The organism is Stackebrandtia nassauensis DSM 44728 (assembly GCF_000024545.1).
GTDB lineage: Bacteria > Actinomycetota > Actinomycetes > Mycobacteriales > Micromonosporaceae > Stackebrandtia > Stackebrandtia nassauensis.
This window is the reverse complement of record NC_013947.1, coordinates 1,504,337-1,530,394: the sequence shown is the minus strand read 5'-3', so window position 1 is coordinate 1,530,394 and position 26,058 is coordinate 1,504,337. Positions and strand designations below refer to the sequence as shown.

Genomic DNA, 26,058 nt, shown 5'->3' with positions numbered 1-26,058 from the left:
GGGCAGCCGGGACCGCGCGCACCTCGCCGGTGCGCGTCCGCGGGGGATGTCGTTATTGGATCTGGGACTCGTCGAGCGGGAACGTGCCCAGGTACACCTGCACCATCTCGGTGCCCTTGGTGTCGCGGTCGCGCTCGGCGTACTCGCGGACCAGCGCGTGAACGCGTTCCCGCAGTTCGTTGACGGTGGTGGCCTTCATGCGGGCGAAGTGGTCGGACAGTCCGGCGGCCTCCTGCCAGACCGGTCCCCACGAGTCGATGTCGGCTTCGTAGCGCTCGCTGGACTCGATGAGGAGTTCGAGCTGGCGGCGGCGCATCGCGCGGGCGGCCTCGGCACCGGCGGGGTCCTGCTGGAGTTCGGCGTTGCTCCACGACGTGCCCCAGTGGACGGACCGCCAGCGTTTGTCGCGGGCGTTGGGCTGTTCGGGATCCTCCTCGATGAAGCCGTACTTGGCCAGGATGCGCAGGTGGTAACTGGTGGAGCCGGAGCTCTCGCCGAAGCGGCGGCCCAGTTCGCTGGCGGTGGCCGGTCCGAGCACCCGCAGCGTGCCCAGCAGCTTGACCCGCAGCGGGTGGGTCACGGCCTTGAGGGTCTCGGCGTCGGTGACGTGTCGCGTCTTCTTCTCGGTCACCCGTCGAACCTAGCATCGCAAAGGTAATTTTGCAAAATTATCTTTGCGATCTTGTCGCGTCAAGGACGCGTCAAGAAACCGTAGGGGCGCGTAGTGAAGCCGTCATGCCCCCTGTCACCTGGGCGAAAACCGGCGTTGGATCGGCTGGTTCGGTCGCAGCGGCCGGACCGTGAACCCTTCAAGGAGAGGTAATGCCCGATCTGGCCTTCCTGCTCGTGACCCTCGCGGGATTCGTCATCCTCGCGTTGGTCGTCAAGGCGGTGGAGAGACTGTGAATGCGGTCAACGTCATCGGCGGGCTCCTCGCCGTCGGCCTGGTCGCCTTCTGTGTGGCGGCCCTGTTGTTCCCGGAGAAGTTCTGATGAGCGACTCGACGGCGGGAATTCTCTTCGTGGTGGCCATGGTCGTCGCACTGGCGATCGTCCACAGGCCACTGGGCGACTACGTGTACCGGGTCGTGACGCGCAAGCGCGACCGCAAGGTGGAGCGCGGCGTCTACCGGCTCGTCGGCGTCAAGTCCGACGTGGAGCAGACCTGGGGCGGCTACGCCCGCAGCGTGCTGGCGTTCTCGGCGGTCGGCGTGTTCTTCCTGTACGGCTTCCAGCGGCTGCAACCGTTGCTGCCGTGGAGCAACGACATGGCCGCGGTGGAACCGGCGACCGCGTTCAACACGGCGGTCTCCTTCGTCACCAACACCAACTGGCAGTCCTACTCGGGTGAGTCCACGATGGGCCACCTGGTGCAGATGGCCGGTCTGGCGGTGCAGAACTTCGTGTCGGCGGCGGTGGGCATCGCGGTGGCGATCGTGCTGGTGCGCGGCTTCGCGCGGAAGTTGACCGACAAACTCGGCAACTTCTGGGTCGACCTGACCCGCATCACCATCTGGGTGCTGCTGCCCATCAGCATCATCGCCGCGATCGTCCTGATCGCCGGTGGCGCGGTGCAGAACCTGCACGCGTCCATCGAGGCGCACGGTCTCAACGGGACGGTCCAGCTCCTCACCGGCGGGCCGGTGGCCAGCCAGGAGGCCATCAAGGAACTGGGCACCAACGGCGGCGGCTTCTACAACGTCAACTCCGCCCACCCCTTCGAGAACCCCACCAGCTGGACCAACTTCATCGAGATCTTCCTGATCCTGTGCATCCCGTTCTCGCTGCCGCGCACCTTCGGGCGCCTGGTCGGCGACAAGCGGCAGGGCTACGCGATCACCGCGATCATGGGCATCATGGCGCTGGCCAGCACCTTCCTGGTGTTCGGTTTCGAGGCGGTCGGCAACGGCACCGTCACCTCCGCCATCGGCGCGGCCATGGAGGGACGCGAGGTGCGGTTCGGCACCGGGAACTCCTCGGTGTTCGCCGCGGCCACCACCCTGACCTCGACCGGCGCGGTGGACTCGTTCCACGACTCCTATTCCGGGCTGGGCGGCGGGGTCCTGACGCTGAACATGCTGCTGGGCGAGGTCGCGCCCGGCGGGGTCGGCGCGGGCCTGTACGGGATGCTGGTGCTGGCCGTCATCACGGTGTTCGTCGCCGGGCTGATGGTCGGACGCACCCCCGAGTACCTGGGCAAGAAGATCGGCGCCCGCGAGATCAAACTGGCCAGCCTGTACTTCCTGGTCACCCCGGCGCTGGTCCTCATCGGACTGGCGGCCTCGATCGCGGTGCCGTCCAACCTGGAGTCCATGCAGGACGCCGGGCCGCACGGCATGTCCGAGATGCTGTACGCCTTCGCCTCGGCGTCCAACAACAACGGTTCGGCCTTCGCCGGATTCGGCGCCGCCACCGACTGGTTCAACACCGCGCTCGGGCTGTGCATGCTGTTCGGACGGTTCCTGCCGATCATCCTGGTGCTGGCGCTGGCCGGTTCGCTCGCGAAGCAGAAGCCGGTGCCGGAATCGGCCGGGACGCTTCCCACCCACAAACCCCTGTTCGTCGGCATGGTCATCGGCGTGACGGTCATCCTCGTCGCGCTGACGTTCCTGCCCGTCCTGGCACTCGGCCCGCTGGCCGAGGGCCTGATGTAGGAAGGCCGCTCACCACATGTCAAACATGGCAACGGTCGCACCGAAGACCAGAAACGGCCTTCTCGACCCCAAACAGTGGATCAAGTCCGTTCCGGACGCGTTCCGCAAACTCAACCCGAAGACGCTGTGGCGCAACCCGGTGATGTTCATCGTGGAGATCGGCGCGCTCGGCACGACCCTGCTGGCGATCGTCGATCCGTCGACGTTCGCGTGGATCATCACCGTGTGGCTGTGGCTGACGGTCCTGTTCGCCAACGCCGCCGAGGCCATCGCCGAGGGACGCGGCAAGGCGCAGGCCGACAGCCTGCGCAAGGCCAAGACCGACACCATCGCGCACCGACTGGTCACACAGGACGCCGAGATCGCCTCCCCCGACGTCGACACGACCGAGCTGGCCGCGCCGCGGCTGGTGCGTGGTGACCTCGTGCTGGTCAAGGCCGGACAGGTCATCCCCGGCGACGGCGACGTCGTCACCGGTATCGCCAGTGTGGACGAATCCGCCATCACCGGCGAGTCGGCGCCGGTGATCCGGGAGTCCGGCGGTGACCGCTGCGCGGTCATGGGCGGCACCAAGGTGCTCAGTGACTGGATCGTCGTGCGGATCACCGCCGAGCCCGGCAAGAGCTTCCTGGACCGCATGATCGCGCTGGTCGAGGGCTCCGAACGCCGCAAGACCCCCAACGAGATCGCGCTGAACATCCTGCTGGCGGCGATGACGATCATCTTCCTGATGGCCGTGGTCACCATGCAGCCGGTGGCGATCTACTCCAAGGACTACATGGCCGCCGCCCCCGACTCCGCCGTCATCGACGGCAACGGGGTCACCGGCATCGTCATGGTGTCGCTTTTGGTGTGTCTCATCCCGACGACGATCGGGGCGCTGCTGAGCGCCATCGGCATCGCGGGCATGGACCGGCTGATCCAGCGCAACGTCATGGCCATGTCCGGGCGCGCCGTCGAGGCCGCCGGGGACGTCAACACGCTGCTGCTGGACAAGACCGGCACCATCACGTACGGGAACCGGCGCGCCGGGGCCTTCCTGCCGGTGCCGGGCATCGGCGGCAACCACCTCGCCGACGCCGCGCAACTGTCCAGTCTGGCCGACGAGACCCCGGAGGGACGCTCCATCGTGGTCTTCGCCAAGGAGGCGTACGGGCTGCGGGAACGCGACGCCGGGGAACTGTCCCACGCGACCTGGGTGGAGTTCACCGCCCAGACCCGGATGAGCGGCGTCGACCTCGACGAGGACGGCGGCACCCACCACATCCGAAAAGGCGCCGCGGCGGCCGTCCTGGACTGGGTCAAGGACAACGGCGGCACGCCCGGCAACGCCTCCGAACTGGTCGACCAGATCAGCCAGGAGGGCGGCACGCCGCTGCTGGTGGCCGAGCGCAAGCCGGGCCGCCAGGCGCGGGTGCTGGGGGTCATCCACCTCAAGGACGTCGTCAAGGAGGGCATGGTCGAACGGTTCGCGAAGCTGCGCCAGATGGGCATCCGCACCGTCATGGTCACCGGCGACAACCCGTTGACGGCCAAGGCGATCGCCGCCGAGGCCGGGGTCGACGACTTCCTGGCCGAGGCCCGGCCCGAGGACAAGATGGCGCTGATCAGGAAGGAGCAGGACGGCGGACGGCTGGTCGCCATGACCGGGGACGGCACCAACGACGCCCCGGCGCTGGCCCAGGCCGACGTGGGTGTCGCCATGAACACCGGCACCTCGGCGGCCAAAGAAGCCGGGAACATGGTCGACCTCGACTCCGACCCGACCAAGCTCATCGAGATCGTGGCCATCGGCAAGCAACTGCTGATGACCCGGGGCGCGTTGACGACCTTCTCGATCGCCAACGACATCGCCAAGTACTTCGCCATCATCCCGGCGATCTTCGCGGCGGTGTACCCGAGCCTGGACGCGCTCAACGTGATGCGGCTGTCCAGTCCGGAGTCGGCGATCATCTCGGCGGTGATCTTCAACGCGATCATCATCGTGGCACTGGTTCCGTTGGCGCTCAAGGGCGTCAAGTACAAGCCGGGCGGCGCTTCGGCGATGCTGCGGCGCAACCTGTTCGTCTATGGACCCGGCGGCATCGTCGCCCCGTTCATCGGCATCAAACTCATCGACATCATCATCTCGTTCATTCCGGGGATCGCGTCATGACTCGTCTGCCCAACTGGATTTCCTCCCACCTGGCCGCGCTGCGGGCACTACTGGTGTTCACCGTCCTTTTGGGACTTCTGTACCCACTCGGCATGGTCGCGGTGGCACAGCTGCCCGGCCTGCGGGACAACGCCCAGGGTTCACTCATCACCGACGAGAACGGACGCGTCATCGGGTCCAGCCTCATCGGACAGTCCTTCACGGACTCCGACGGCGACGCGATACCGGAGTACTTCCAGTCGCGTCCGTCGGCGGCCGTCAACGCCGAGACCGGGCAGCCCTACGACCCGCTGACCACCTCGGCGTCCAACCTGGGACCCGAGGACGTCGTCGACACGCTGCCCGACCCGGACAAGGGCTGGGACGGCGACGACAACGCGACGAAGTCGCTGCTGACCCAGGTGTGCGAACGCAGCTACGCGATCGGGAAGCTGGAAGGCGTCGACGGGTCCCGCCCGTACTGCGCCGACAGCGGCGACTCGGCGGTCGGCGCGGTGCTGAAAGTGTTCTACTCCAAGGGACTCAAGGGCGACATCACCAGGGTCGTCAGCGTCAACGAGGAGTGCGGCACCGTCGACGAGCCGTTCGTGAGCGGCTACAAGGGCGTCACGGTCGAGTGCGCGAAATACGGTGACGACTACGCCAAGGGCATCATCACCCCGATCCGGGGTGACGCGTCGGCCGACAGTCCGATCCCGCCCGACGCCGTGGCCGGAAGCGCCTCGGGGCTGGACCCGAACATCAGTCCCGAGTACGCGGAACTACAGGTCGAGCGGGTCGCCGAGCAGCGCGGCGTCACCGAGGACGAGGTGCGCTCACTCGTCGACGAGCACACCACCGGCCGGGCCCTCGGCTTCATGGGTGAGGCGGGCGTCAACGTCGTCGAGCTGAACGTCGCTCTCGACCAGAAGTACCCGAAGAAGTAGACATCCAGGTGGTGGCCCCGAGCGGATGGGAGATGCTGTAGCCATGAAACGCGGGCACCTTCGCATCTATCTCGGGGCCGCCCCCGGTGTGGGCAAGACCTACGCGGCACTGGAGGAGGCGCGGCGCCGGGTCGCGCGCGGCACCGACGTCGTCGTCGGTTTCGTGGAGACCCACGGCCGCCGCTCCACCGCGGCGCTGCTGGACGGCCTGGAGGTCCTCCCCCGCCACTCGGTGGGCTACCGGGGCACCGCGTTCGAGGAGTTCGACGTGGACGCGGTGCTGCGGCGGCGTCCCGAGGTGGCGGTGGTGGACGAACTGGCGCACACCAACGTTCCCGGTTCCCGCAACCAGAAACGCTGGCAGGACATCGACGAACTGCTCGACGCCGGGATCAACGTCATCTCCACCGTCAACATCCAGCACCTGGAGTCGCTCAACGACGTGGTCACGAAGATCACCGGGGTGCCGCAGCAGGAGACCGTGCCCGACGAGGTGGTGCGCCGCGCCGAACAGGTGGAGCTGGCCGACCTGACGCCGGAGGCGCTGCGGCGGCGGATGACCCATGGCAACGTCTACCCGCCGGAGAAGATCGACGCGGCGTTGTCGAACTACTTCCGGGTCGGCAACCTGACCGCGCTGCGGGAGCTGGCGCTGCTGTGGCTGGCCGACAAGGTCGAGGACCAGTTGTCGAAGTACCGCAGCGACAAGGACATCAAGGACACCTGGGAGTCCAAGGAGCGGGTGGTGGTGGCGCTGTCGGGTGACGCCGAGGGCGACACGCTGATCCGCCGCGCCAAACGCATCGCGGCGCGCAGTGGCGGCGCCGACCTGCGCGCGGTGTACGTCGCCAGCGGCGACGGGCTGGCCGGGGCCCGCAACGCGAAGAACCTGGCCCGGCAGCGGCTGCTGGTGGAGAGCATGGGCGGCACCTTCCACCAGGTCATCGGGGACGACATCCCGACGGCGCTGTTGGACTTCGCGCGCGGCGTCAACGCCACCCAGCTGGTGCTGGGCGCCTCCCGCCGGGGCCGGTTCGCGCAGATCCTGTCGACCGGCGTCGGGGTCACCACGACCGCGAAGTCGGGTTCCATCGACGTCCACCTCGTCACCCACGACCGGGTCGCCAAGGTGAAACGGCCGACGTCCCCGGCGCCGTTGAGCCGCCAGCGGCGGATCACCGGTTTCACCGCCACGATCCTCGGGCTTCCGGCGCTGGTCGCGGCCCTGCTGCCGTTGCGCGACGACCTCAACGCCACCAGCATCATGCTGATCATGCTGACCGCGGTCATGGGCATCGCGCTGACCGGCGGCATGTGGCCCGCCGTGCTGGCGGCGGTCGGCGGTTTCCTGCTGGTCAACTTCTTCTTCCTGCCGCCGCTGTACACCTTCGCCATCGGCGACCAGGAACACCTGCTCGCGTTGTGCGTCTTCGTGTTCGTCGGTTTCGTCGGCGCGACGGTCGTCAACATCCTGGCCGCCCGCACCCGGCAGGCGGGCCGCGCCAGCGCCGAGGCCCAGACACTGTCCATACTGGCCGGAAGCGTGCTGCGGGGCGAGGACGCGCTGCCCGCCCTGATGAACCAGATGCTCGACACCTTCGGCCTGACCTCGGTGACGCTGCTGGAGCGACGCCGCGACGGCGTCGGCCCCGACGAGCGCCACGACCCGGCCGACTGGACGATGGTGGCCTGCGCGGGCACCCCGTGCGCCAGTCCCGGCGAGGCCGAGACCGACATCCCCATCGACGACAAACTGTCGCTGGCCCTCAAGGGCCGCACCCTGGACGCCGCCGACCGCCGCATCGTGGAGGCGTTCGCGATGCAGGCCGCCGTGGCGCTCAAGCAGGAACGGCTGGCCGCCGAGGCGGCCACCGCCCGGCCGCTGGCCGCCGCCGACAAGATGCGCACCGCGCTGTTGGCGGCGGTGTCGCACGACCTGCGCACCCCGCTGGCCTCGGCGAAGGCGGCGGTGGCGGGCCTGCGCGGCAACGGCGACATGTTCTCCGCCGCCGACCGCGACGAGCTGCTGCTCACCGCCGACGAATCGCTGGACCGGCTCGACCGGCTGGTGTCGAACCTGCTGGACATGAGCCGGTTGCAGGCCGGGGCGCTGGGAGCGCACACCATCCCCATCGGACTGGAGGAGGTGGTGCCCACGGCGCTCGACGAACTGGGCGAGGCCGGACGCGAGGTGCGGCTCGACGTCGCCGGTGACCTGCCCGAGGTCGCCGCCGACCCGGGGCTGCTGGAGCGGATCATCGTCAACGTCGTCGGCAACGCGTTGCGGCACAGCCCGCCCGGCACCCCGCCGCTGGTCAAGGCGGGAGCCCACGACGACATCGTGGAACTGCGCGTCATCGACCACGGTCCCGGAGTGCCCGATGTGGACCAAGAACAGCTGTTCACCCCGTTCCAGCGGCTGGGCGACCGCGACAACGCCAGCGGCGTCGGCCTCGGGCTGGCGCTGTCGCGGGGGCTGGCCGAGGCGATGTCGGGCACGCTGACGGCCGAGAACACCCCCGGCGGCGGCCTGACGATGGTCCTGAGCCTGCCACAGGCGGGCGTCAACATCGACATGGAATCCAACCCCCGGCAGGAGGAGTCATGATCAAGGTCCTGGTCGTCGACGACGAACCGCAGATCCTGCGGGCGCTGCGCATCAACCTGCGCGCCCATGGCTACGACGTCAGCGTCGCCGCCGACGGGGCGGCGGCGCTGCGCGCGGCGGCCAGCGTCAAACCCGACCTGGTCATCCTCGACCTGGGTCTGCCCGACATCGACGGTGTCTCGGTCGTGGAGGGCTTGCGCGGCTGGACCTCGATCCCGATCCTGATCCTGTCGGGCCGCGCCAACAGCGCCGACAAGATCGCGGCCCTGGACGCGGGCGCCGACGACTACGTCACCAAACCCTTCGACATCGGCGAACTGCTGGCCCGGGTCCGTGCGGTGACCCGCCGCCGCGGCGCGGGCGAGTCGCAACCCGCGATCACCATCGGCGACGCGGAGATCGACCTCACCGCCCACACCGTCAAACGCGGCGATGAGGAGGTCCGGCTGACCCCCACCGAGTGGCAACTGCTGGAAGTGTTGCTGCGCAACCCCGGCAAGCTCGTCAGCCAACGCCAGCTGCTGCACGAGGTGTGGGGCCCGTCCTACGACCGCGAGACCAACTACCTGCGGCAGTACCTGGCGCAGCTGCGTCGCAAGCTGGAACGCGACCCGGCCCGGCCAGCGCATCTGCTGACCGAGCCGGGGATGGGGTACCGCTACAAACCGTTAGGCGATGAACTGGACGCAGGCGGCTTCGATCCAGCCGTCGCGGCCCTTCATGAAGCCCTCCTCCACGTGGACGAGGTAGGCGTCGCCGTTGCCACCGTTGACGGTCAGGTCGTCGTCGCGTTTGGCGTAGCCCTGCAGACCGACGCCGGAGCCGTCGAAGGAGTCGTAGACCCCGGCGAAGGAACAACCGACGACGGCGGGGGTCGAAGCGTGGGCGGGGGCGGTCGCGAACCCGATGGAGGCGGCGGCGATGCCCGCCACGATGCTAGCGCGTACCAGGGTCTTCATGGCAGTTTCCTTTGGGAGGCAATAGAAGCCCTACGATCCTATGCAACGCGACTCGCAAGAGGAGGGTTCGTGGCCATACACGACAGCCGGGCCGCGGGGCGCCCTCAGTCGCCGATGCCGGGCAGGTCGGGCCATTCCTTGTCGGTCGGCTTGTACAGGTAGCACACACCGCCGGAGCCGGACAGCTCCTTGCCGTTGGCGTCCTTGCGTTTGGTGCGCAGCCAGATGTTCTCGAACTGGCGTCGCTTGTACACGCGGCGGACGGCGTCGTTGTCCTTGGAGGCCGGGTCGTTGGCGATGACGTCGCCCTCGGCGGTGAAGCCGATGACGGTCATGAGGTGGCCCGCGGTGCCGTAGCCGGCGCCGTCGAGTTCCTCCTCGATGAACGACTGCGAGGTGATGACGGGGAAGCCCGCCTTGATGAGGGTCTCGGCGTCGGCCAGCGAGTTCAGCCGGGTCACGATGGCGTCCATCTCCTCGAAGGACGCGGCGTAGGCGGCGTTGAAGGGCCAGTTGCCGCAGCCGTCGTAGGCCTTGTCGAAGGTGTACCGGGCCGCGTGGCAGATCTGCGGGTCGTCGAAGTCGGGGTCGACCCAGGCCAGGTCCTCGGGGGAAAGCTTGCGGCCGAAGGATTCGATGATCATCTGCGAGGAGGTCGGCGAGCACCAGGCCTCACCGCCGCCACCGTACTCCGGGTACTGTCCCTCGTGGATCATCTGCGAGTAGCGCGGCACGTCCAGCTCGACACCGGCCGCGACGCCGGGCTCGGTGGCCGGGACCTCGAAGCGGTCGGGGACGAAGGAGCTCATCGCGCCGGTGCGCCACACCGTCGGGGTGATGTCGGTTCCGGGCTTGCGGTGCAGGGTGAGCCGCAGCTGGTAGGACTTCAGCTGGTACTTGTCCGGCTTGCCGATGACGAAGGTGTCGGCCTCGATGGCGCTGCGGCTGTCGGACTGGTCGTTGACGGAGGTGCGGGTGATGTCGTCCTCGCCCAGCGCCCACACACCCATGACGTACCAAGGGGTCTCCTCGCCGTCCTGGTAGCGGCCCTTCATCTCGACCTTGAGGAACGAGCCCGCCGGGGTGTCGACGTTCCAGGACGCGATCAGCTGGCTGGCGCCGAACTCCAGTTCCCGGACCGGCGAGGTCCAGGTGGCGATCTCCCATTCGGAGGTCTCGCCGGTGTGCGGATCGGCGTACTCGACGACGTCGGCGGCCTCGTCGATGACGATGCCGACGCGGCCGTCGGTCTTCACGATCACACCCTGGGCCTCCCCCTGACCCCATTGTTCGGCCGACCGCCATCCGTGGAATTCCACATTCGCCTCCGCCCCTGCTTTCGCCTTCCCGGTTGTCTCATTCGCCAGGGCGAGGCGGGAAGCGACGACCGTCGCGGTCGCGGCAACGCCCGCTGCGGTCAGAACTGCCCGTCGCGACATGTGTTTCCTCATAGGTGATCCTTGATACATAGATGTGATGAAGGGGAGGCGATTTACAAGTATGTGGCTGACGAGACCATTAAAAAGGCAACCGCCCATAATTTGCACATAGAGCGCGGAGCGCGTTATCGTGTCGCCTCCGAACGCAATCGAAAGGGACTTCAGTTGCCGCCTGCCCAGCTGCAAGCGACTTATCGTCCGGATATCGATACCCCGGCTCATGGATTGATGGTTTGGTGGGGCGGGGGCTCCGATCTCGTCGAAGCCGTCCGCAAACACGGACTCCCCGACGGCGCTCCCGGCAGACTCCGACTGGCGGTCCCCACACAGGACGGTGACGGTTTCACCGTCGACAGGTTCCCGGTGCGGCTGGTCCCGTTGACGCAGGCCGCTCCCGCGCTGGCGGCGCTGCGTGTCGACAAGCACACCAGTGACTCACTGCGCGCCTGGCGGGCCGCCGCGATCCTGGCACTGTCGCAACCGGACCCGGGCAAGCTGGCCGAACTGGCGGAGATGATGCCCGCCGCCGCCCACGCCCTGTGCCGGGACGAGGCGAGTCTGTGGCCCGCCGACACCCTCGTCAGCGCCTTCGCCCATGCCACCCGGGCGACCTATATGTCCGAGAAGGACACCGCGCGGGAGCTGCGCGACGCCCAGGAGGAGCTGGCCCCCGACGCCCGGGTGGAGGCCACGCTGCGTCCCTACCAGCGGCGCGGGCTGGCCTGGCTGCGCGCCGTCGCGGCCCACCACCGCGGCGCGCTGCTGGCCGACGACATGGGTCTGGGCAAGACGCTGCAGACCATCGCGCTGTTGGCGGAACGGACCTCCAACCGTCCACATCTGGTGGTGTGCCCCACGTCGGTGGTCGGCAACTGGACCCGTGAGATCGCCCGGTTCGCGCCGGACCTCCCGGTTGTGCTCCACCATGGACCGTCGCGTCGCGAAGTGGCCCGTTTTCCCGATGGTGCGGTCGTTGTCACCAGCTATAATCTCCTGCTGCGCGATATCGACCTTTTGTCCATACTTGATTGGGATGTGGTTGTTCTCGATGAGGCCCAGCAGATCAAGAATCAGGCATCCCAGACCGCCAAAGCCGCCCGAATTCTGCCCGCCCAGGCTCGCGTCGCATTGACCGGTACCCCGGTGGAAAACCGGCTGGGTGAACTGTGGTCAATTATGGATTTCGTGAATCCCGGCATTCTCGGCTCATATTCACGGTTCCAGAAACGATTCGCCAGCCCGATCGAATCGCGCGCCGACGCCCGCGTCACCGAACGACTGCGCGGCATCGTGCAGCCGTTCCTGTTGCGCCGCCTCAAAAGCGAGGTGGCCGCGGATCTGCCCGCCAAGCAGGAGTCCACTGTCGCGTGCACGCTGACGTCCGAACAGGCCAAACTGTATTCGGCCGCCGTGGAGCGAGCCATGAACGACGGCCTGGGTTCCGGTTTCGAGCGGCACGGCCGGGTCCTCAAACTGCTGACCGAACTCAAGCAGATCTGCAACCATCCGGCGCAGTTCCTGCGTCAGGAGCACCCGCTGACCGGTCGCTCCGGAAAGCTCGCCCGCGCCACCGAGATGCTCGCCGAGGCCGTCGCCGAGGGCGCCCAGTCGCTGGTGTTCACGCAGTACCGGGTGATGGGCGAGCTGTTGGCCACGCACCTGGCCGCCGAGCTGGGGCTGGAGAAAGTGCCGTTCCTGCACGGCGGGGTCTCGCAGCCCGGCCGGGACGCGATGGTGGCCGAGTTCCAGTCGGGCGACGATCCGCCGCCCATCCTCATCGTCAGTCTCAAGGCGGGCGGCACCGGTCTCAACCTCACCGCCGCCACCCACGTCCTGCACTACGACCGGTGGTGGAACCCGGCCGTGGAGGACCAGGCCACCGACCGGGCGCACCGCATCGGACAGACCAAGCCCGTAACCGTCTACAAGCTCGTCACCGGCGGCACGCTCGAGGAGCGCATCTCGGACCTGTTGGAGCGCAAGCGTTCCCTGGCCGAGTCGATCGTCGGCACCGGGGAGGACTGGATCACCAACATGGACGACAAGCAGCTGCGGCAGCTGATCGAGCTGTCCGACGTGGCGGTGACCGAATGAGCCGTTTCGGAGTCACCTGGTGGGGCAAGCGCTGGCTGCGCACCCTCGAACAGCTCGGACTGACCTATCCGGACAGCCGGATGGCCACCGGCCGCACCCTGGCCAGCAAGGACGCCGTCGACCTCATGAACGTCGAGACCGGCGAACTGTCGGCCTGGGTGGACGCCCCGCGCAAGTCCTTCGGCGTGGTCGTCAGCGTCGAGCCGTTCACCGAGGAGCAGTGGCGCACCTTCGACACCGTCGTGGCCTCCCGGCTGGGCAACCTGGCCGACCTGCTGGACGACCGGCTGCCCACCGGCATCGACCGGCAGCTGGAGCCACACGGTCTGACCCTGTTCCCCGGTGACGACGAGATCGACACCAGCTGCCCGTGCCGGGACAAGACCAAGGTGTGCGTCCACGTGATCGCGCTCCAGCACGCCTTCGCGGTCAACTTCGACGACGACCCATACCTGCTGGGGGTGCTGCGCGGTCGCGACCGCGAGACCATGCTGACCGCGTTGCGGTCGGCGGGGCCGGGTCACGAGGACCTGCCGCCGGTCTCGGTCGACGGCGCTGTCCCGATCGCGTCGTTGTCGGTCGCGGACTTCTACACCGGCCGTGGGAGTTTCGACGCGCTGCTGCGTCCCTAGAGGACGGCGTCGAGCAGTCCGGGGAACCGGGCCTCGAGGTCCTCGCGACGCAACCGGAGCATGTGCTCACGCCCGTGCGGGCGCTGCCAGATGACGCCCGCGTCGCGCAGCGTCCGCCAGTGGTGGGTCATCGTCGACTTCGGGGTCTGGCCACGCAGCACGCCGCAGGTGCGCTCCTGTCCGTCCGCCAGCGCCGCCACGATCTCCAGGCGGCGCCGGTTTCCCAGGGCGGCCATGACGTCGACGATGTCGATCGCGTCGCGGGGTGGGCCTTCGGTGGTAGCCATAGCGCAAGCCTAACCAACGGTACGTAGATATACGAACGGTTGTCTGCTGGGCCACGTTTCCTTGGCGATCGTACGCATATTCTCGTACGGTCCGTTGGTACGTAAATCCTCGTACCAATGAAAGGTTCCCCATGACCACCGCGCTCGCACGCCCCGCCGCGCCACCCCGCATCCGGCTCGGCGCCGCCCTGGCCCTGCTGGCCACCGCCCAGCTCATCTTCTCCCTCGACCTCAACATCGTGTTCGTGGCGCTGCCCGAGATCGGCGCCGAACTCGGCTTCCCCGGCCAGACCCAGCAGTGGGTGGTCAGCGCCTACACCGTCTTCGCCGGTGGTTTCCTGCTGCTCGGCGGCAGGCTGGCCGACCTGCTGGGCCGACGCCGCACCTTCGTCACCGCACTGAGCCTCTACGCGGCCGCCTCACTGGCCGGCGGGCTGGCCACCGACCCCGGACTCATCATCGTTTCCCGTGCGGTGCAAGGCATCGGCGGCGCGCTGCTGCTCCCCTCGACCCTCGCGATCATCAACAACCTGTTCGCCGAGGGCCGCCCGCGCACCCGGGCGCTCGCGGTGTGGGGCGGCTTCGGCGCCAGCGGCCTGACCGTCGGCGCGCTGCTCGGCGGCGTCCTCACCCAGGCGTTCGGCTGGCCCGCCGTCTTCTTCGTGAACGTCCCGCTCGCGGCGGCCGTCGTCCTCGGCGCGCTATTGGTCATCCCCGCCGACGGCCCGCGCGCCAGCGGGAACTTCGACCTGCCCGGCGCGCTGACGGCCACCGTCGGCTCGACCGCGCTGGTCTTCACCCTCGTGCAGGGCCCCGAAGCGGGCTGGACCTCCCCGTCGGTGCTGGCCGCCGCCGTGCTGGGCGTCGCGCTGCTGGCCGCGTTCGTCGCGACCGAGGCCCGCACCGCCGACCCGCTGTTGCCACTGCGGTTGCTGCGCAACCGAAACCTCAGCGGCGCCGCGGCCATCACCTTCGTCTTCATGGGCACCTTCGGCGCGCTGCCCTACTTCCTGACGACCGTCCTGTTCGCCACCAAGTACGACTACTCGGCGCTGGCGACGGGACTGGCGTTCCTGCTGCCCTCGGCGGCCATCTTCGCCGGAACCCAGCTCGGCGCGAGTCTCACCGTCCGTTTCGGAGCCCGCGCCGCGCTGCTGACCGGTTTCGGGATCGGCGTCGTGGGCACCGTGGCCCTGGCCGTCGCGTTCGTCGCCGACGCCGGGTTCCTCGCCGCCGCACCGGGTCTGGTGGTCTCCGGCCTCGGCCAGGGCATCGTGTGGACCGCGATGTTCGCCGCGGCCTCCACCGGCGTCGACCCCGCCCGGGCCGGAGTCGCCAACGGCCTCGCCACCACGACCCTCAACGTCGGCAACGCCCTCGGCATCGGCGCGCTGGTGGCCGTGGCGGGTGCCGTGGACGGCGCGCAACGCGGCGGCTTCGTCGCGGTCCTGGTGGCCGCGGCGGCCATGGTGATCGGTCTCGGCCTGGCCGCCGCGCTCCCCCGTCGATCGCGATTACCGCACCGACACCGGGTTCTCGGGCTCCGGCTCGGCGACGGCCGACGGACGGGGCGTCCGCAGGGCCCAGCCGAACCCGAGCCCGACGACGGCCGCGAGGCCGAGGCCCGTCACCACGGTGGCCGCGCCCGGGTAGATCAGCGGTTCGCCGCGCAGCGCCTGCCAGGTGACAAGCGCCAGCAGTCCCGCGTAGCCGCCGGAGGCGACCAGGACGAACCGGGTGCGGGCTTTCTCGGCGGCCAGTCGCCCGCCACGGCGGCGGCCCAGCCGGGCCAGGCCGAGGGCCAACAGCGGCAACAGTTGCAGGGCGTGCAGTCCGATGAAGTGCCCGACCCGCAGGTCGCCGCCGGTGGTGCTCCAGCCGACCAGCGGCAGGCTGGGGCCGCCGTCGACGACGCCGACGCTGTGCCCGCCGATGGTGTCGGGCGCGTCCTCGCCGAGCTGGCCGGGCTTGGGCCGGGTCATCAGGAAAGCCAGCGCCATACCGGCCAACGACAGCAGCAGACCCAGTCGGATCGACCAGGTCAGCGCCCGGTCGCCGAGCTCGGCCCGCCACAGCCACACGGTGGCGACCGCGGTGGCGATCCACAGCACCACGATGGTGGTGCCCATGAGGGAGAAGATCGCGGCGTCCAGGGCGGTGGCGATGTTGAAGTGGCTCGCCCGGTCGCGCACCACCTGGCCGATGATGGCGACCATCTCGAGGGTGGCGCACACCGCCGCGACGGTCCCCATCCACCACACGACGCGCTTTCCCTTGCGTACCAGGGAACCCATCACGGCGAGCGTGACGGCGTAGAACAGGATCGACAGTGAGAACTTCAGCGGTTTCATCCAGGCGGGGGCGCCGGTGATGAGCCGGTCGTCGACGACCAGACCGATCAGTGAGACCAGGGTGGTGACCGCCATCAGGGCGGTGAGCAGCATCAGTGGCCGGTGCAGTTTCATCGCGTAACTTAGATAGTGTCGCTTTCCGTTATCCATAGTCCAACTATCCATGATCGGTTCGGGTTCCGCAAGTCCGATGGACCACTTTTTGGATAGTTTCGCTATCCGATAGCGTTATGCTGACCGAACAGCGACCGGAAACGAGGAGGGCCAATGCGCGTCGCCGAACTGAGCCGCACGTCGGGGGTACCGGTGCCCAGCATCAAGTACTACCTGCGGGCGGGACTGCTGCCGCCGGGCGAGCGCACCGCGCCCAACCAGGCCGACTACGGCGACAGTCACGTGCACCGGCTCCGGCTGATCCGGGCGCTCATCGAGGTGGGCGGGCTGTCGGTCGCCGCGGTCAAGGAGGTGCTGGAGTCCGTGGACGCCCAGGGCGCCGACCTGCACGAGGCGCTGGGCTCGGCCTTCGCGGCGACGCTGCCGGCCCGCACCGCCGAAGAGGAGTCGGAGTACACCGAGACCGCCCGCCGCACCGCCGCCGACCTCATCGAACGGCACGGCTGGCTGGTGGGGTCCGACTCCAAGAACGTGGAGGCGCTGGTGTCGGCGCTGGCGGTGATGTACCGGCTGCAACAGCACGACGTCGAGTCGATGGTCGAGCTCTACGCCCAGCACGCCAACACGATGGCCACCCGGGAGGTCGCCTGGGTCGCCGAACGCGGCGACATCGACGCGGTGGTGGAGGCCGCGGTCGTGGGTACCTTTATCGGCGGTGCGGTGTTCAACGCGATGCGTGTCATCGTCCACGAGAGCGCCTCCAAGAAGACCCTCGCCGCCAGCTGAATCGAGCCTGAATGGACAGTTTCGTCGCCCCCAGCGAACACGACCCCGGCATCCTGTCGGTGTGCGTCGGCCGCACGGTGCAGTCGAGCATCGACATGGATGACCCGACGCATCTCGTCGACGACTACACCAAGCACCTGTCCAGCCTCGTGGACGAGGCGGCGCCGCCCCGGCAGCCGCTGCGGGTGCTGCACCTGGGTGCCGGTGGCCTGGCGCTGGCCCGCTACGTGGCCGCGACCCGGCCGGGTTCCTACCAGCAGGCCGTGGACATCGACCCCGACCTCGTCGCGAAGGTGCGCGCCCAGGCGCCGCTTCCCAAGGGCGTCAAGGTGAAGATCCGCATCGGCGACGCCCGCGACCAGCTGCGGGCCGCACCCGGCGACTGCTACGACATCATCATCGTCGACGTCTTCTCCGGGGCACACGTCCCCGCGCATTTGACCACAGTGGAGTTCCTGCGCGAGGTGGCGCGGGTGCTGCGCCCCTCAGGACACTTCGCGGCCAACATCTGCGACGGCAAGAACCCCGTGTTCAGCCGGGGAGTGGCCGCCGCGGTCGCCGAGGTCTTCGACGACCGGGCGGTCCTGCTGGAACCCGGAATCCTGAATGGACGCCGGTTCGGCAACGTGCTCCTGTTCGGCAGCAACACGAAGCTGCCGATCCCGGGGATCCGGCGCCGCGCCGCGGGCGCGAACTTCCCGTACCGGGTGTTGCACGGCAAGGAATACCTCAACTACCACCTGGGGACACCGGCCACAACGGACGCCACCGCGACCCCGTCGCCGCCACCGCCCGACGGACTGTTCGGCAACGGTTAGCGACGGGACCGCAACTCGTCGCGGATCTCGCGCAGCAGCGCGATCTCCTCGGCCTCGGCCGGAGTCGCCGCGTCCTCGGCGCGCTTCAACCGCTCCACCGCCTTGCGTACCGGGACCACGACGAAGAAGTAGATGACGGCCGCCGTCAACGCGAAGGTGATGACAGCGGTGATGAACGCTCCGTAATCGAACGCCACCCCGTTGACGTAGAACTTGCCGCCGACGTCCTGACCGCCGGTCACCAGTTTTATCAACGGATCCAGGAAGGCCGCGGTGAACGCCCCCACCAGGGCGGTCATGGCGGCACCCATGACGACCGCCACGGCCAGGTCGACGACGTTGCCGCGCAACAGGAAATCTCGGAAACCTTTGAACATGGCGACCACTTTCTCACGTTGCGCCAGTGAACAAGTGTCGGACTTGCCCGCTATGGGTTGTGGGATATTCCCCGCAACCATTGGCAGCCGACGTTTCCCCACGTAGTTTCAGGCGCGCTCGCCGAGCACCCCGAGTGTCCACCATGGGCACCACTCGCGCGAGTACCGCCGAGTCGCCGCAAGGCGAGCCGGGGACCCAATTGGGTATTCCTGAACAGGGCCCCGGGGTGAATCCGTGCTCACGCACGGTAGGGCGATCTTCCCGCCCGAACCCGTCAGCTAACCCGGTAGGCGGTCATCGGAAGAAAGGCCTGCATGCCCGCCGTATACCCGGAATCCAACGGCGATTCCCCCTCCTCCCGGAAACTCATCCGTTCCCTCGTCGGCACCGGCCTGACCGCAGCGGTCATCGCCATCGCCGTCGCACTCCCCGACCAGGCCGCGGCCAAGCCGAGCCTGGAGGACAAACTCAAGACCGTCTCGTCCGAACTCAAGGACGCCAAATCGGATCTGGCCGACCTGAAGGAACGCCGCTCCGACGTCAAGGGCGAGGCCAGGACCGCCCAGGCGAAACTGGACGAGGCCCCCGAGGCCGTCACGGAAGCCGTGGCGGCCGTCGACGACGCCACCTCCCCCATCGACCGGCTCAGCGTCCTGTCCGGTTACGGCAGCTCTCAGACCGCCGAACTGGCCGAGGCCGTCGGCGACCGCGCCGAGGCCGCCGAGCAGACCAAGCGGCTGTCCGGCGACATCGACGACCTGGAGGACAAGGTCGACGACCTCACCGACAAGCGCGACAAGCTGAAGAACAAGCTCGCCGAGGCCGCCTCCGAGTCCGGTTCCGGCAAGTCCGGCGACGACTCCCCCTCGGTGTCGTCCGACGGCGCCGGCGCGGTGGCCTTCGCCAAGGCCCAGCTGGGCGACGCCTACGTGTTCGGGTCCACCGGCCCCGACACCTGGGACTGCTCCAGCCTGACCCAGGCCGCGTGGTCGGCCGCTGGCAAGAGCATCGGCCGCGACACCTACGCGCAGTGGGACAACATGACCCACATCGACCGCGCCGACCTGAGCCCCGGCGACCTGGTGTTCTACAACTCGCAGGGCCACGTCGCGATGTACGTCGGCGGCGGCAAGGTCATCCACGCCCCGCAGGAGGGCGAGACCGTCAAGTACTCCCCGATCGACATGATGCCGATCGACGGCTACACCACCCCGTCGTAGCCTGACCCGAAAAAACCCGGCCCCTCCGATGCGGAGGGGCCGGGTTCGGCTTCAGGCGTGTTTTCTACGGTGGATTAAAGCTGCCGCTCCCAGGCGGCTCTCGTTGGCGAAACCGCCATCCCCGGCCAGTTCCTTCAACCGGGCCAGCGCCTGGATCTCCAGCTGCCGGATGCGCTCACGTGACAGGGCGAAGCGGTGGGCCACCTCTGTCAGCGAGTGCTCCCGGCCGTCCTCGAGCCCGTAGCGAGCCTTGACGATGCCCGCCGAGCGCTCGTCCAGGTGTCCGAGCATCATGTCGATGCGCTCCCGCTCCATACCGGCGATGACCACGTCTTCCGGGGTGGGTTCGTCGGAGTCGGCCACCAGGTCACCGAGGTTGGTGTCGCCGTCGTCACCGATGGGGGTGTCGAGGGAGACGGTGTCCTGGGACCAGCGGATCAGCTCGTTGACACGTTCCACGGTGACGCCGAGCGCGTTGGCGATCTGCTCGGGCTCGGGGTCGGCGCCCAGTTCCCTGGTGAGCTGGCGGGCGGTGTTGCGCATCCGGTTGACGTCCTCGACCAGGTGCACGGGCAGTCGGACGGTACGTTCCTGCTGGGCGATGGCGCGGCTGATGGCCTGGCGGATCCACCAGGTCGCATAGGTGGAGAACTTGAAACCACGCTGGTAGTCGAACTTCTCCACGGCCCTGACCAGGCCGGTGTTGCCCTCCTGGATCAGGTCCAGCATCGGCATGCCGCTGCGGACGTAACGTCGCGCGATCGAAACGACCAACCGGAGGTTGGCCTTGATGAACTGTTCCTTGGCTTTTTGCCCGTCGAGTACCAGCCGCCCCAGCTCGGCCTCGGTCACCCCTTCGGGCTGCTGGTCGTCACCGATGAGCCGCTGTGCGTACAGGCCTGCCTCGACGGCCTTGGCGAGATCGACTTCGGCCGCGGCGTCAAGCAGCGGCGTCTTCGAAATCTCGTGCAGGTACACGCCGACCAGGTCACGTTCCTCAGCGACCTCATCAGTGCGAATCGCAGTCGTTGTTTCTACGCTCAAGGTCTCCTCCAGCCTTCTCGTCCCCCACCGCACCGGCGGTTCGACTGACATAACAGCCGAACCGGCGCGTTGATTCCGCGATTGGTGTCGCATTACTTATCAATACCAACCCGGAGCCGGGATCAACTCCCGATTTTGTGCCGTTCCGTCATTGAGACGGGTCACGGGGGTGGATATGACAGTCACTGCGACCGAGATCACGAACTCGGGTGGGCCCGCTGCGTTGCGGACCCTTTCTACATAGAGGTACACGCGTCATACCGGTGAAAGGTTGAGAGGCGATATCAATAGGGCGTCAATCACGTACCCACGCACGCGGGGGTCACTGTCGGCAACCGTCGCTGGAGGAATGGGTAACGGTCGCGCGCCTCGACTCACCACCCTATCTCGCTTTCCGTAGGGTGAGGCGTGTGAGTGAACGTTTGGTGTGGATCGACTGTGAAATGACCGGGCTGGATCTTCAGCGGGACGCGCTGATCGAGATCGCGGTGCTCGTCACCGATGCCGAACTGAGGGTGCTGGACGAGGGGCTCGACATCGTCATCCACACCGAACAGTCCGTCCTGGACGGGATGGTGGACGTCGTCAAGGAGATGCACGGCTCCTCCGGGCTGACCCAGGAGGTGGCCGCCGCGACCACGACCGTCGCCGAGGCGGAGAAGCGGGTGCTGGAGTACGTGCGCGGCCACGTGCCGCAGCCGGGGACGGCGCCGCTGTGCGGCAACTCCATCGCCACCGACCGCGGCTTCCTGGCCCGCGACATGCCCGCCCTCAACAACCACCTGCACTACCGGATGATCGACGTCTCCTCGGTCAAGGAGCTGACCCGGCGCTGGTACCCGAGGGTGTACTTCGCCCAGCCGCCCAAGTGCATGGCGCACCGGGCGCTGGCCGACATCAAGGAGAGCATCCGGGAGCTGGAGTACTACCGGCGCGCCGTGTTCGTGCCGCAGCCGGGCCCCGACGTCGACGAGGCCACCGCGATCGCCGAGGGTCTCTAGGCCGCTTCGGGTTCCTCGGTCTCGGCCGGGATCAGCCCCGACAGCCCCCGCCAGATCGCCGTGGCGTTCGTCGGCGTCATGGACACGCTCATGCCGTCCATGTGGATCGACCACAGTCCCGCGACGGTGTCGACGACCCGTACCGCGCGGGAGGCGGGCTCGCCCTCGGGCGTGTACCAGCTCGACGTGACCGTCCAGTACAGCCAGGGTCCATCCACAAGGGCACCGATGACGTTGGTGGGTTCGCCGCCGCATCGCTCGGCGGCGGCTGCCCGTTCCGGCTCGGTAGCGCCCAGCAGGCCCTCGAAGACGTCCCGGGGCAACCGGACGGCCTCGGCGTCGACGCGTGGGCGCGGGCCCAGGTGCACGATCCGCGCCACCATGACCGGGATCAGCTCCGGCCGCAGCGCGAGGAAGTCGCGCAGCCCTTCCTCGGAATCCAGCAGCAGCGCCGCGTCGGCGAGACCCGCCCAGCCGTCGCCGGTGAGCTCCTCGCCGGTGTGGTCGACGCAGTCCAGGCGCAGCCGACTGCGGTAGCCGGTCACCGCCTCCAGTCCGTTCGCGACGTCCGGGTGCGGGTGCCCGGCGGTGCTGGCCCCCGCCTCGTGCAGCTCGGCCAGGTCGGGCCCGTCCGGCATGCCGTCGCCGTACCAGGTCACCAGGCTGTCGAAGCTGGCCTGGTCCAGGCGCAGCACGCCCGTCTCGGTGTCGAATCGCATCGTCATGCCCGCACCTCTCCCGGTGTGAAGCCCTCGGCGACGCGCGCGAAGACGTCGGCGAGACCATCGTAGGCGGGGGTGGCGACCGAGGCGGTGATCGTGTAGCCGATCCCGTCGTATAGCCACGCCCACTGCTCCATGGTGACCGGTCCGCAGTCGGGCTGCTCGTAGTGCGCCAGTCGCCGCACCCGACCGTCGGCGGTCGTCTCGCGGTCGAGGAGCACGTAGTCGGGGAGCCTCAGTTCCAGCTCGCCGTCGCTGTCGTCCTGCCACCGTTCGAGCTCCGTCGCGGTGGGCAGTGCGTCGGTGGTGACCACGATGTTGGCGCTGAAGTAGAGCTCGCCGGACGGCTCCACCGCCACCAGCGCGACACCGGGTCGCGGGTTGATCATCCGCCGCCACACGGACGGCAGCGGCAGGGTGAAACCGTCGCCGGGGTGGCCCGCTCGGCGGTGCCCAGATCCGAGTCCTTCTCCCACTGCTCGTAGCCCGCCGCACCACCGCCGATCGCGGAGGTGACGGGACCGGCGACCTTTCCGAGCTTCGTGAGCTTGGCTTCGGTGTCGAGGAGCTTTCCGGTCCGGGTCAGGTACCTGCGCTTCAGGGCCTCGGCCAGCTGCTCCAGAATGGCCTTGCTCTTGCCCGCGTTGTCCGACACGTCGTACAGTGGATCCGGCAACGGTTCCATCTTGGACTGCGCGGCCCGCGAGTCGTCGGCGAGCAACGAATAACGAAGGGCCGGGCTCGAAATGAGCCCGGCCCTCGTCAGTACTCCTGGGTCAGTCGCGCTTCTTCTCGCGCATCTCCCAGGTCTCGATGACGTCTCCGACGTTGATGTCGTTGTAGTTCTTCAAGGTGATACCGCACTCGTAGCCCTCGCGGACCTCGGTGGCGTCGTCCTTGAACCGCCGCAGCGACGAGATCTCCAGGTTGTCGGCCACCACGGCACCGTCGCGCAGCAGCCGTGCCTTGGCGTTGCGCTTGATGAGCCCGTCGCGGACGATCGAACCGGCGATGTTGCCGAACCGGGAGGAACGGTAGACCTCGCGGATCTCCGCCGAACCCAGGTCGACCTGCTCGTACTCCGGCTTCAGCATGCCCTTCAGGGCCGCCTCGATCTCCTCGATCGCCTGGTAGATGACCGTGTAGTACCGGATGTCGACGTTCTCGCGGGCGGCCATCTCCTTGACCCGGCCCTCCGCGCGGACGTTGAACCCGATGATCGTGGCCGTCGAGTCCGAGGAGGCGGACGCCAGGTTGACGTCGTTCTCGGTGATCGCACCGACACCCCGGTGGATGATCCGCAGTTGGACCTCCTCGGGAATGTCCAGGTTGACCAGAGCGTCCTCCAGGGCCTCCACCGAACCGGAACCGTCACCCTTGATGATGAGCGACAGGGTCGTCTTCTGACCCTCCGCGATCCGCTCCATGAGCGTCTCGAGGGTGGCCCGGCCGACCCGGCTGGCCTGCATCGCGGCCCGGCGACGGGCCTGACGCTGCTCGGCGATCTGCCGGACGGTGCGGTCGTCGTCGGCGGCCAGGAACGTGTCCCCGGCGCCGGGCACCGAGGTCAGACCCTGCACCTGCACCGGACGCGAGGGCGTGGCCTCCTTGACCCGCTTGCCGAACTCGTCGAGCATCGCGCGGACGCGGCCGAAGGCGCCACCGGCGACGATCGAGTCGCCGACCCGCAGCGTTCCCTTCTGGACCAGGACGCTGGACACCGGGCCGCGGCCCTTGTCCAGGTGCGCCTCGATGGCGATGCCCTGCGCGTGGCCGTCGACCGGGGCGGTCAGCTCCAGCGAGGCGTCCGCGGTCAGCAGGATCGCCTCCAGCAGCTGCTCGATGCCGATACCGGGCTTGGCCGCCACGTCCACGAACATGGTCTCGCCGCCGTATTCCTCGGCGACCAGTCCGTATTCGGTCAGCTGCTGCCGCACCTTGTCGGGGTTGGCCCCCTCCTTGTCGATCTTGTTGACCGCCACCACGACCGGGGCCTCGGCGGCCTTGGCGTGGTTGAGGGCCTCGATCGTCTGCGGCATCACGCCGTCGTCGGCCGCGACGACCAGGACGACGATGTCGGTGACGTTGGCACCACGGGCACGCATGGCGGTGAACGCCTCGTGGCCCGGGGTGTCGATGAACGTGATCGCCCGGTCCTTGCCCTCGTGCTCGACGTGGGCCTGGTAGGCGCCGATGTGCTGGGTGATGCCACCGGCCTCGGTGTCGATCTTGTTCGTCTTGCGGATCGCGTCCAGCAGTTTCGTCTTACCGTGGTCGACGTGACCCATGACGGTCACCACCGGCGGCCGCGCGATCGCGTCGCCCTGATCGGTGTCGTCCTCCAGGTCGATGCCGAACTGCGCCAGCAGCTCGCGGTCCTCTTCCTCGGGACTGACGAGCTGGATGTCGAAGTTCAGGTGTTCCCCGAGCAGCTGCATCGTCTCTTCGGAGACCGACTGGGTCGCGGTCACCATCTCGCCGAGCCCGAACAGTTCCTGCACCAGCGAACCGGGGATGGCGTTGATCTTGTCGGCGAAGTCCGCGAGGGACGCACCCCGGGGCAGCCGGATCGTCTGACCGTTACCGCGCGGCGCACCCGAACCCATGGTCGGGGCCGAGAGGTTGTCGAACTCGGCTCTGCGCTGCCGCTTGGACTTGCGACCCCGCGCCGGACGACCTCCGGGACGCCCGAAGGCACCCGCCGCGCTGCCGCCACGGCTGCGCGCGCCGCCACCGGGACGACCGCCGCCACGGAAACCGCCGCCACCGGCGGGAGCTCCACCGGGAGCGCCACCGGGTCCGGCCGGACCGCCGCGGTAGTTGCCACCGCCGCCGCCAGCGCCACCACCGGCACCGCGACCACGGCCGCGTCCGCCTCGGCCGCCGCCGCCTCCAGCGCCGCCACCACCACCGGGGCGGTTGGACGGCATCATCGAGGGGCTGGGCCTCGGCGGCATGTTGGACGGGCTGGGACGCGGGCCGCCGGGACGGTCACCGCCCCGCTCGCCGCCTCCGCCGCCACCGGGACGCGGTCCCGGCTTGCCGGGCTTGGCACCGCCGGGGCGGGCCTTGGGGCCGGGCGTGATGCCGAACGGGTTGTTGCCGCCGGGACGTGGTCCCGGCTTCGGTCCCGGCTTGGGGCCGGGACCCGGACGCGGGCCGGGCTTGCGGTCGGTGACCTCGGCGTCGGCGCCGCCCTCGTCCTGACCGGACTCGCGACGCTTCTGCGCGTCCTGGGCGGCCTTGGCCGCGGCCTCCTGCTGCTTCATCAGCGCTTCGGCCCGGGCCTGGGTCGCGGCGACCTCGATGTCGTGGGCGCTGGCCGGTTTGGCCACGTCCACGGTCTCGGGTGCCGCGGGGGCCGGAGTCGGCTTCTTCTTGGGGGTGGCCTTCTTCGCCGCCTTCTTGGCGGGACCACCCGGAACCGGCGCCTTGGGGCGGGGGCCGGGTTTGGCCGCCGACGGCGACTTGGTCTCGGGGGCGGCCTTGGCCTCCACCGGTTCCGCCGCCGCCTTCTTGGCGGGTTTGTCGGGTTTGACGTCCTGGGCGGCCGCGGCGTTGGCGAACTCCTGTCGCAATCGCCGGGCCACGGGGGCCTCCACCGTGCTCGACGCCGATTTGACGAATTCGCCCATGTCACTGAGCTTGCCGAGCACGATCTTACTTGTCACGCCGAGCTCTTTCGCAAGCTCGTGTACGCGGGCCTTGCCTGCTGCCACTGCACTCCTCATCATTCAAGGTCGTGCGGGCGCGGGCCCGCCGACCTCAATTTCGCACTTGATGCCTGGTCATTTTGACGACTTCATCGTGTGCTCATGTCCGGTCTACCTACCTTGCTGTCGCGGGCGGAACGAGTCGTCCGCCATCGATG

At 68.6% G+C, this 26,058-nt stretch carries 20 protein-coding genes, 2 pseudogenes and 1 riboswitch; of the genes and pseudogenes, 13 read left to right on the top strand and 9 right to left on the bottom strand.

What is annotated here, in order from left to right; all coding sequences use genetic code 11:
- Positions 1 to 52: 52 nt before the first annotated feature.
- A complete protein-coding gene (locus tag SNAS_RS07100; protein ID WP_013016718.1) occupies positions 53 to 631 on the bottom strand; it encodes a winged helix-turn-helix domain-containing protein in 579 nt (192 codons plus the stop codon).
- Between the two features lie 271 nt (positions 632 to 902).
- Here SNAS_RS07100 and kdpF point away from each other — a divergent pair, with 271 nt between their 5' ends.
- The 6 genes and pseudogenes from kdpF to SNAS_RS37490 form a co-directional block, all read left to right on the top strand.
- Positions 903 to 992, top strand: a complete 90-nt coding sequence (kdpF, locus tag SNAS_RS07095) for a K(+)-transporting ATPase subunit F (protein ID WP_041624614.1) — start codon at positions 903 to 905, stop codon at positions 990 to 992.
- Positions 992 to 2,653 (top strand): potassium-transporting ATPase subunit KdpA, encoded by a 1,662-nt coding sequence (gene kdpA, locus SNAS_RS07090; protein WP_013016717.1) that lies wholly within the window; start codon positions 992 to 994, stop codon positions 2,651 to 2,653. The genes kdpF and kdpA overlap by 1 nt, the downstream gene beginning before the upstream one ends.
- Positions 2,654 to 2,669: 16 nt before the next feature.
- The gene (gene kdpB / locus SNAS_RS07085; RefSeq protein WP_013016716.1) at positions 2,670 to 4,808 is read left to right on the top strand and encodes a potassium-transporting ATPase subunit KdpB; all 2,139 of its coding nucleotides are present in this window, start codon (positions 2,670 to 2,672) and stop codon (positions 4,806 to 4,808) included.
- A complete protein-coding gene (locus tag SNAS_RS07080) occupies positions 4,805 to 5,734 on the top strand; it encodes a potassium-transporting ATPase subunit C (protein ID WP_013016715.1) in 930 nt (309 codons plus the stop codon). Before kdpB ends, SNAS_RS07080 begins: the two co-directional genes overlap by 4 nt.
- 43 nt (positions 5,735 to 5,777) lie before the next feature.
- On the top strand, positions 5,778 to 8,342 hold the full coding sequence (locus SNAS_RS07075) for a sensor histidine kinase (RefSeq protein ID WP_013016714.1): 2,565 nt from the start codon (positions 5,778 to 5,780) through the stop codon (positions 8,340 to 8,342).
- Positions 8,339 to 9,010, top strand: a pseudogene (locus SNAS_RS37490) (response regulator); the annotation flags it as partial. The gene SNAS_RS07075 and the pseudogene SNAS_RS37490, both read left to right, overlap by 4 nt.
- Before the next feature lie 395 nt (positions 9,011 to 9,405).
- Here the strand turns inward: SNAS_RS37490 and SNAS_RS07065 are convergent.
- Positions 9,406 to 10,752, bottom strand: coding sequence for a peptidase C39 family protein (locus SNAS_RS07065; protein ID WP_013016712.1), 1,347 nt, complete (start codon positions 10,750 to 10,752; stop codon positions 9,406 to 9,408).
- A 216-nt stretch (positions 10,753 to 10,968) separates the two neighbouring features.
- Between SNAS_RS07065 and SNAS_RS07060 the strand changes: the two genes are divergently transcribed.
- Positions 10,969 to 12,834 carry a DEAD/DEAH box helicase gene (locus SNAS_RS07060; RefSeq protein ID WP_013016711.1) on the top strand — a complete coding sequence of 622 codons (1,866 nt, stop codon included), beginning with the start codon at positions 10,969 to 10,971 and terminating at the stop codon, positions 12,832 to 12,834.
- Positions 12,831 to 13,466 carry an SWIM zinc finger family protein gene (locus SNAS_RS07055; protein WP_013016710.1) on the top strand — a complete coding sequence of 212 codons (636 nt, stop codon included), beginning with the start codon at positions 12,831 to 12,833 and terminating at the stop codon, positions 13,464 to 13,466. The genes SNAS_RS07060 and SNAS_RS07055 overlap by 4 nt, the downstream gene beginning before the upstream one ends.
- On the opposite strand, the gene SNAS_RS07050 is transcribed toward SNAS_RS07055, so the two are convergent.
- On the bottom strand, positions 13,463 to 13,753 hold the full coding sequence (locus tag SNAS_RS07050) for an ArsR/SmtB family transcription factor (RefSeq protein WP_013016709.1): 291 nt from the start codon (positions 13,751 to 13,753) through the stop codon (positions 13,463 to 13,465). The genes SNAS_RS07055 and SNAS_RS07050 overlap by 4 nt on opposite strands.
- 131 nt (positions 13,754 to 13,884) lie before the next feature.
- Between SNAS_RS07050 and SNAS_RS37485 the strand changes: the two are divergent.
- The 3 genes and pseudogenes from SNAS_RS37485 to SNAS_RS07035 all read left to right on the top strand — a co-directional run.
- Positions 13,885 to 15,264 (top strand): annotated as a pseudogene (locus SNAS_RS37485) (MFS transporter); the annotation flags it as partial.
- 1,107 nt (positions 15,265 to 16,371) lie between these two features.
- Positions 16,372 to 17,004, top strand: coding sequence for a MerR family transcriptional regulator (locus tag SNAS_RS07040; protein WP_013016707.1), 633 nt, complete (start codon positions 16,372 to 16,374; stop codon positions 17,002 to 17,004).
- 11 nt (positions 17,005 to 17,015) lie between these two features.
- The gene (locus tag SNAS_RS07035; RefSeq protein ID WP_013016706.1) at positions 17,016 to 17,822 is read left to right on the top strand and encodes a spermidine synthase; all 807 of its coding nucleotides are present in this window, start codon (positions 17,016 to 17,018) and stop codon (positions 17,820 to 17,822) included.
- On the opposite strand, the gene mscL is transcribed toward SNAS_RS07035, so the two are convergent.
- Entirely contained in the window at positions 17,819 to 18,199 is a 381-nt protein-coding gene (mscL, locus tag SNAS_RS07030) for a large conductance mechanosensitive channel protein MscL (RefSeq protein WP_013016705.1), read from the bottom strand. The two genes, SNAS_RS07035 and mscL, sit on opposite strands and share 4 nt — an antisense overlap.
- A gap of 156 nt (positions 18,200 to 18,355) precedes the next feature.
- Positions 18,356 to 18,508, top strand: a riboswitch (cyclic di-AMP (ydaO/yuaA leader).
- Positions 18,509 to 18,514: 6 nt separating this feature from the next.
- Here mscL and SNAS_RS32490 point away from each other — a divergent pair.
- A complete protein-coding gene (locus SNAS_RS32490; RefSeq protein WP_013016704.1) occupies positions 18,515 to 19,420 on the top strand; it encodes a C40 family peptidase in 906 nt (301 codons plus the stop codon).
- A 51-nt stretch (positions 19,421 to 19,471) separates the two neighbouring features.
- Here the strand turns inward: SNAS_RS32490 and SNAS_RS07020 are convergent, their stop codons facing one another.
- The gene (locus SNAS_RS07020) at positions 19,472 to 20,464 is read right to left on the bottom strand and encodes a sigma-70 family RNA polymerase sigma factor (RefSeq protein ID WP_013016703.1); all 993 of its coding nucleotides are present in this window, start codon (positions 20,462 to 20,464) and stop codon (positions 19,472 to 19,474) included.
- 410 nt (positions 20,465 to 20,874) lie between these two features.
- On the opposite strand from SNAS_RS07020, the gene orn reads away from it, so the two are divergent.
- The gene (orn, locus tag SNAS_RS07015; protein WP_083787043.1) at positions 20,875 to 21,465 is read left to right on the top strand and encodes an oligoribonuclease; all 591 of its coding nucleotides are present in this window, start codon (positions 20,875 to 20,877) and stop codon (positions 21,463 to 21,465) included.
- Here the strand turns inward: orn and SNAS_RS07010 are convergent.
- From SNAS_RS07010 to infB, 4 genes are read right to left on the bottom strand one after another with little or no spacing between them, the layout of a single operon-like run.
- Positions 21,462 to 22,190 carry a hypothetical protein gene (locus SNAS_RS07010; RefSeq protein ID WP_013016701.1) on the bottom strand — a complete coding sequence of 243 codons (729 nt, stop codon included), beginning with the start codon at positions 22,188 to 22,190 and terminating at the stop codon, positions 21,462 to 21,464. The two genes, orn and SNAS_RS07010, sit on opposite strands and share 4 nt — an antisense overlap.
- On the bottom strand, positions 22,187 to 22,576 hold the full coding sequence (locus SNAS_RS07005; RefSeq protein ID WP_013016700.1) for a hypothetical protein: 390 nt from the start codon (positions 22,574 to 22,576) through the stop codon (positions 22,187 to 22,189). Before SNAS_RS07005 ends, SNAS_RS07010 begins: the two co-directional genes overlap by 4 nt.
- Positions 22,573 to 22,908 (bottom strand): hypothetical protein, encoded by a 336-nt coding sequence (locus tag SNAS_RS07000; protein ID WP_013016699.1) that lies wholly within the window; start codon positions 22,906 to 22,908, stop codon positions 22,573 to 22,575. The genes SNAS_RS07005 and SNAS_RS07000 overlap by 4 nt, the downstream gene beginning before the upstream one ends.
- A 55-nt stretch (positions 22,909 to 22,963) precedes the next feature.
- Positions 22,964 to 25,918 carry a translation initiation factor IF-2 gene (gene infB / locus SNAS_RS06995; protein WP_041625741.1) on the bottom strand — a complete coding sequence of 985 codons (2,955 nt, stop codon included), beginning with the start codon at positions 25,916 to 25,918 and terminating at the stop codon, positions 22,964 to 22,966.
- Positions 25,919 to 26,058 lie beyond the last annotated feature (140 nt).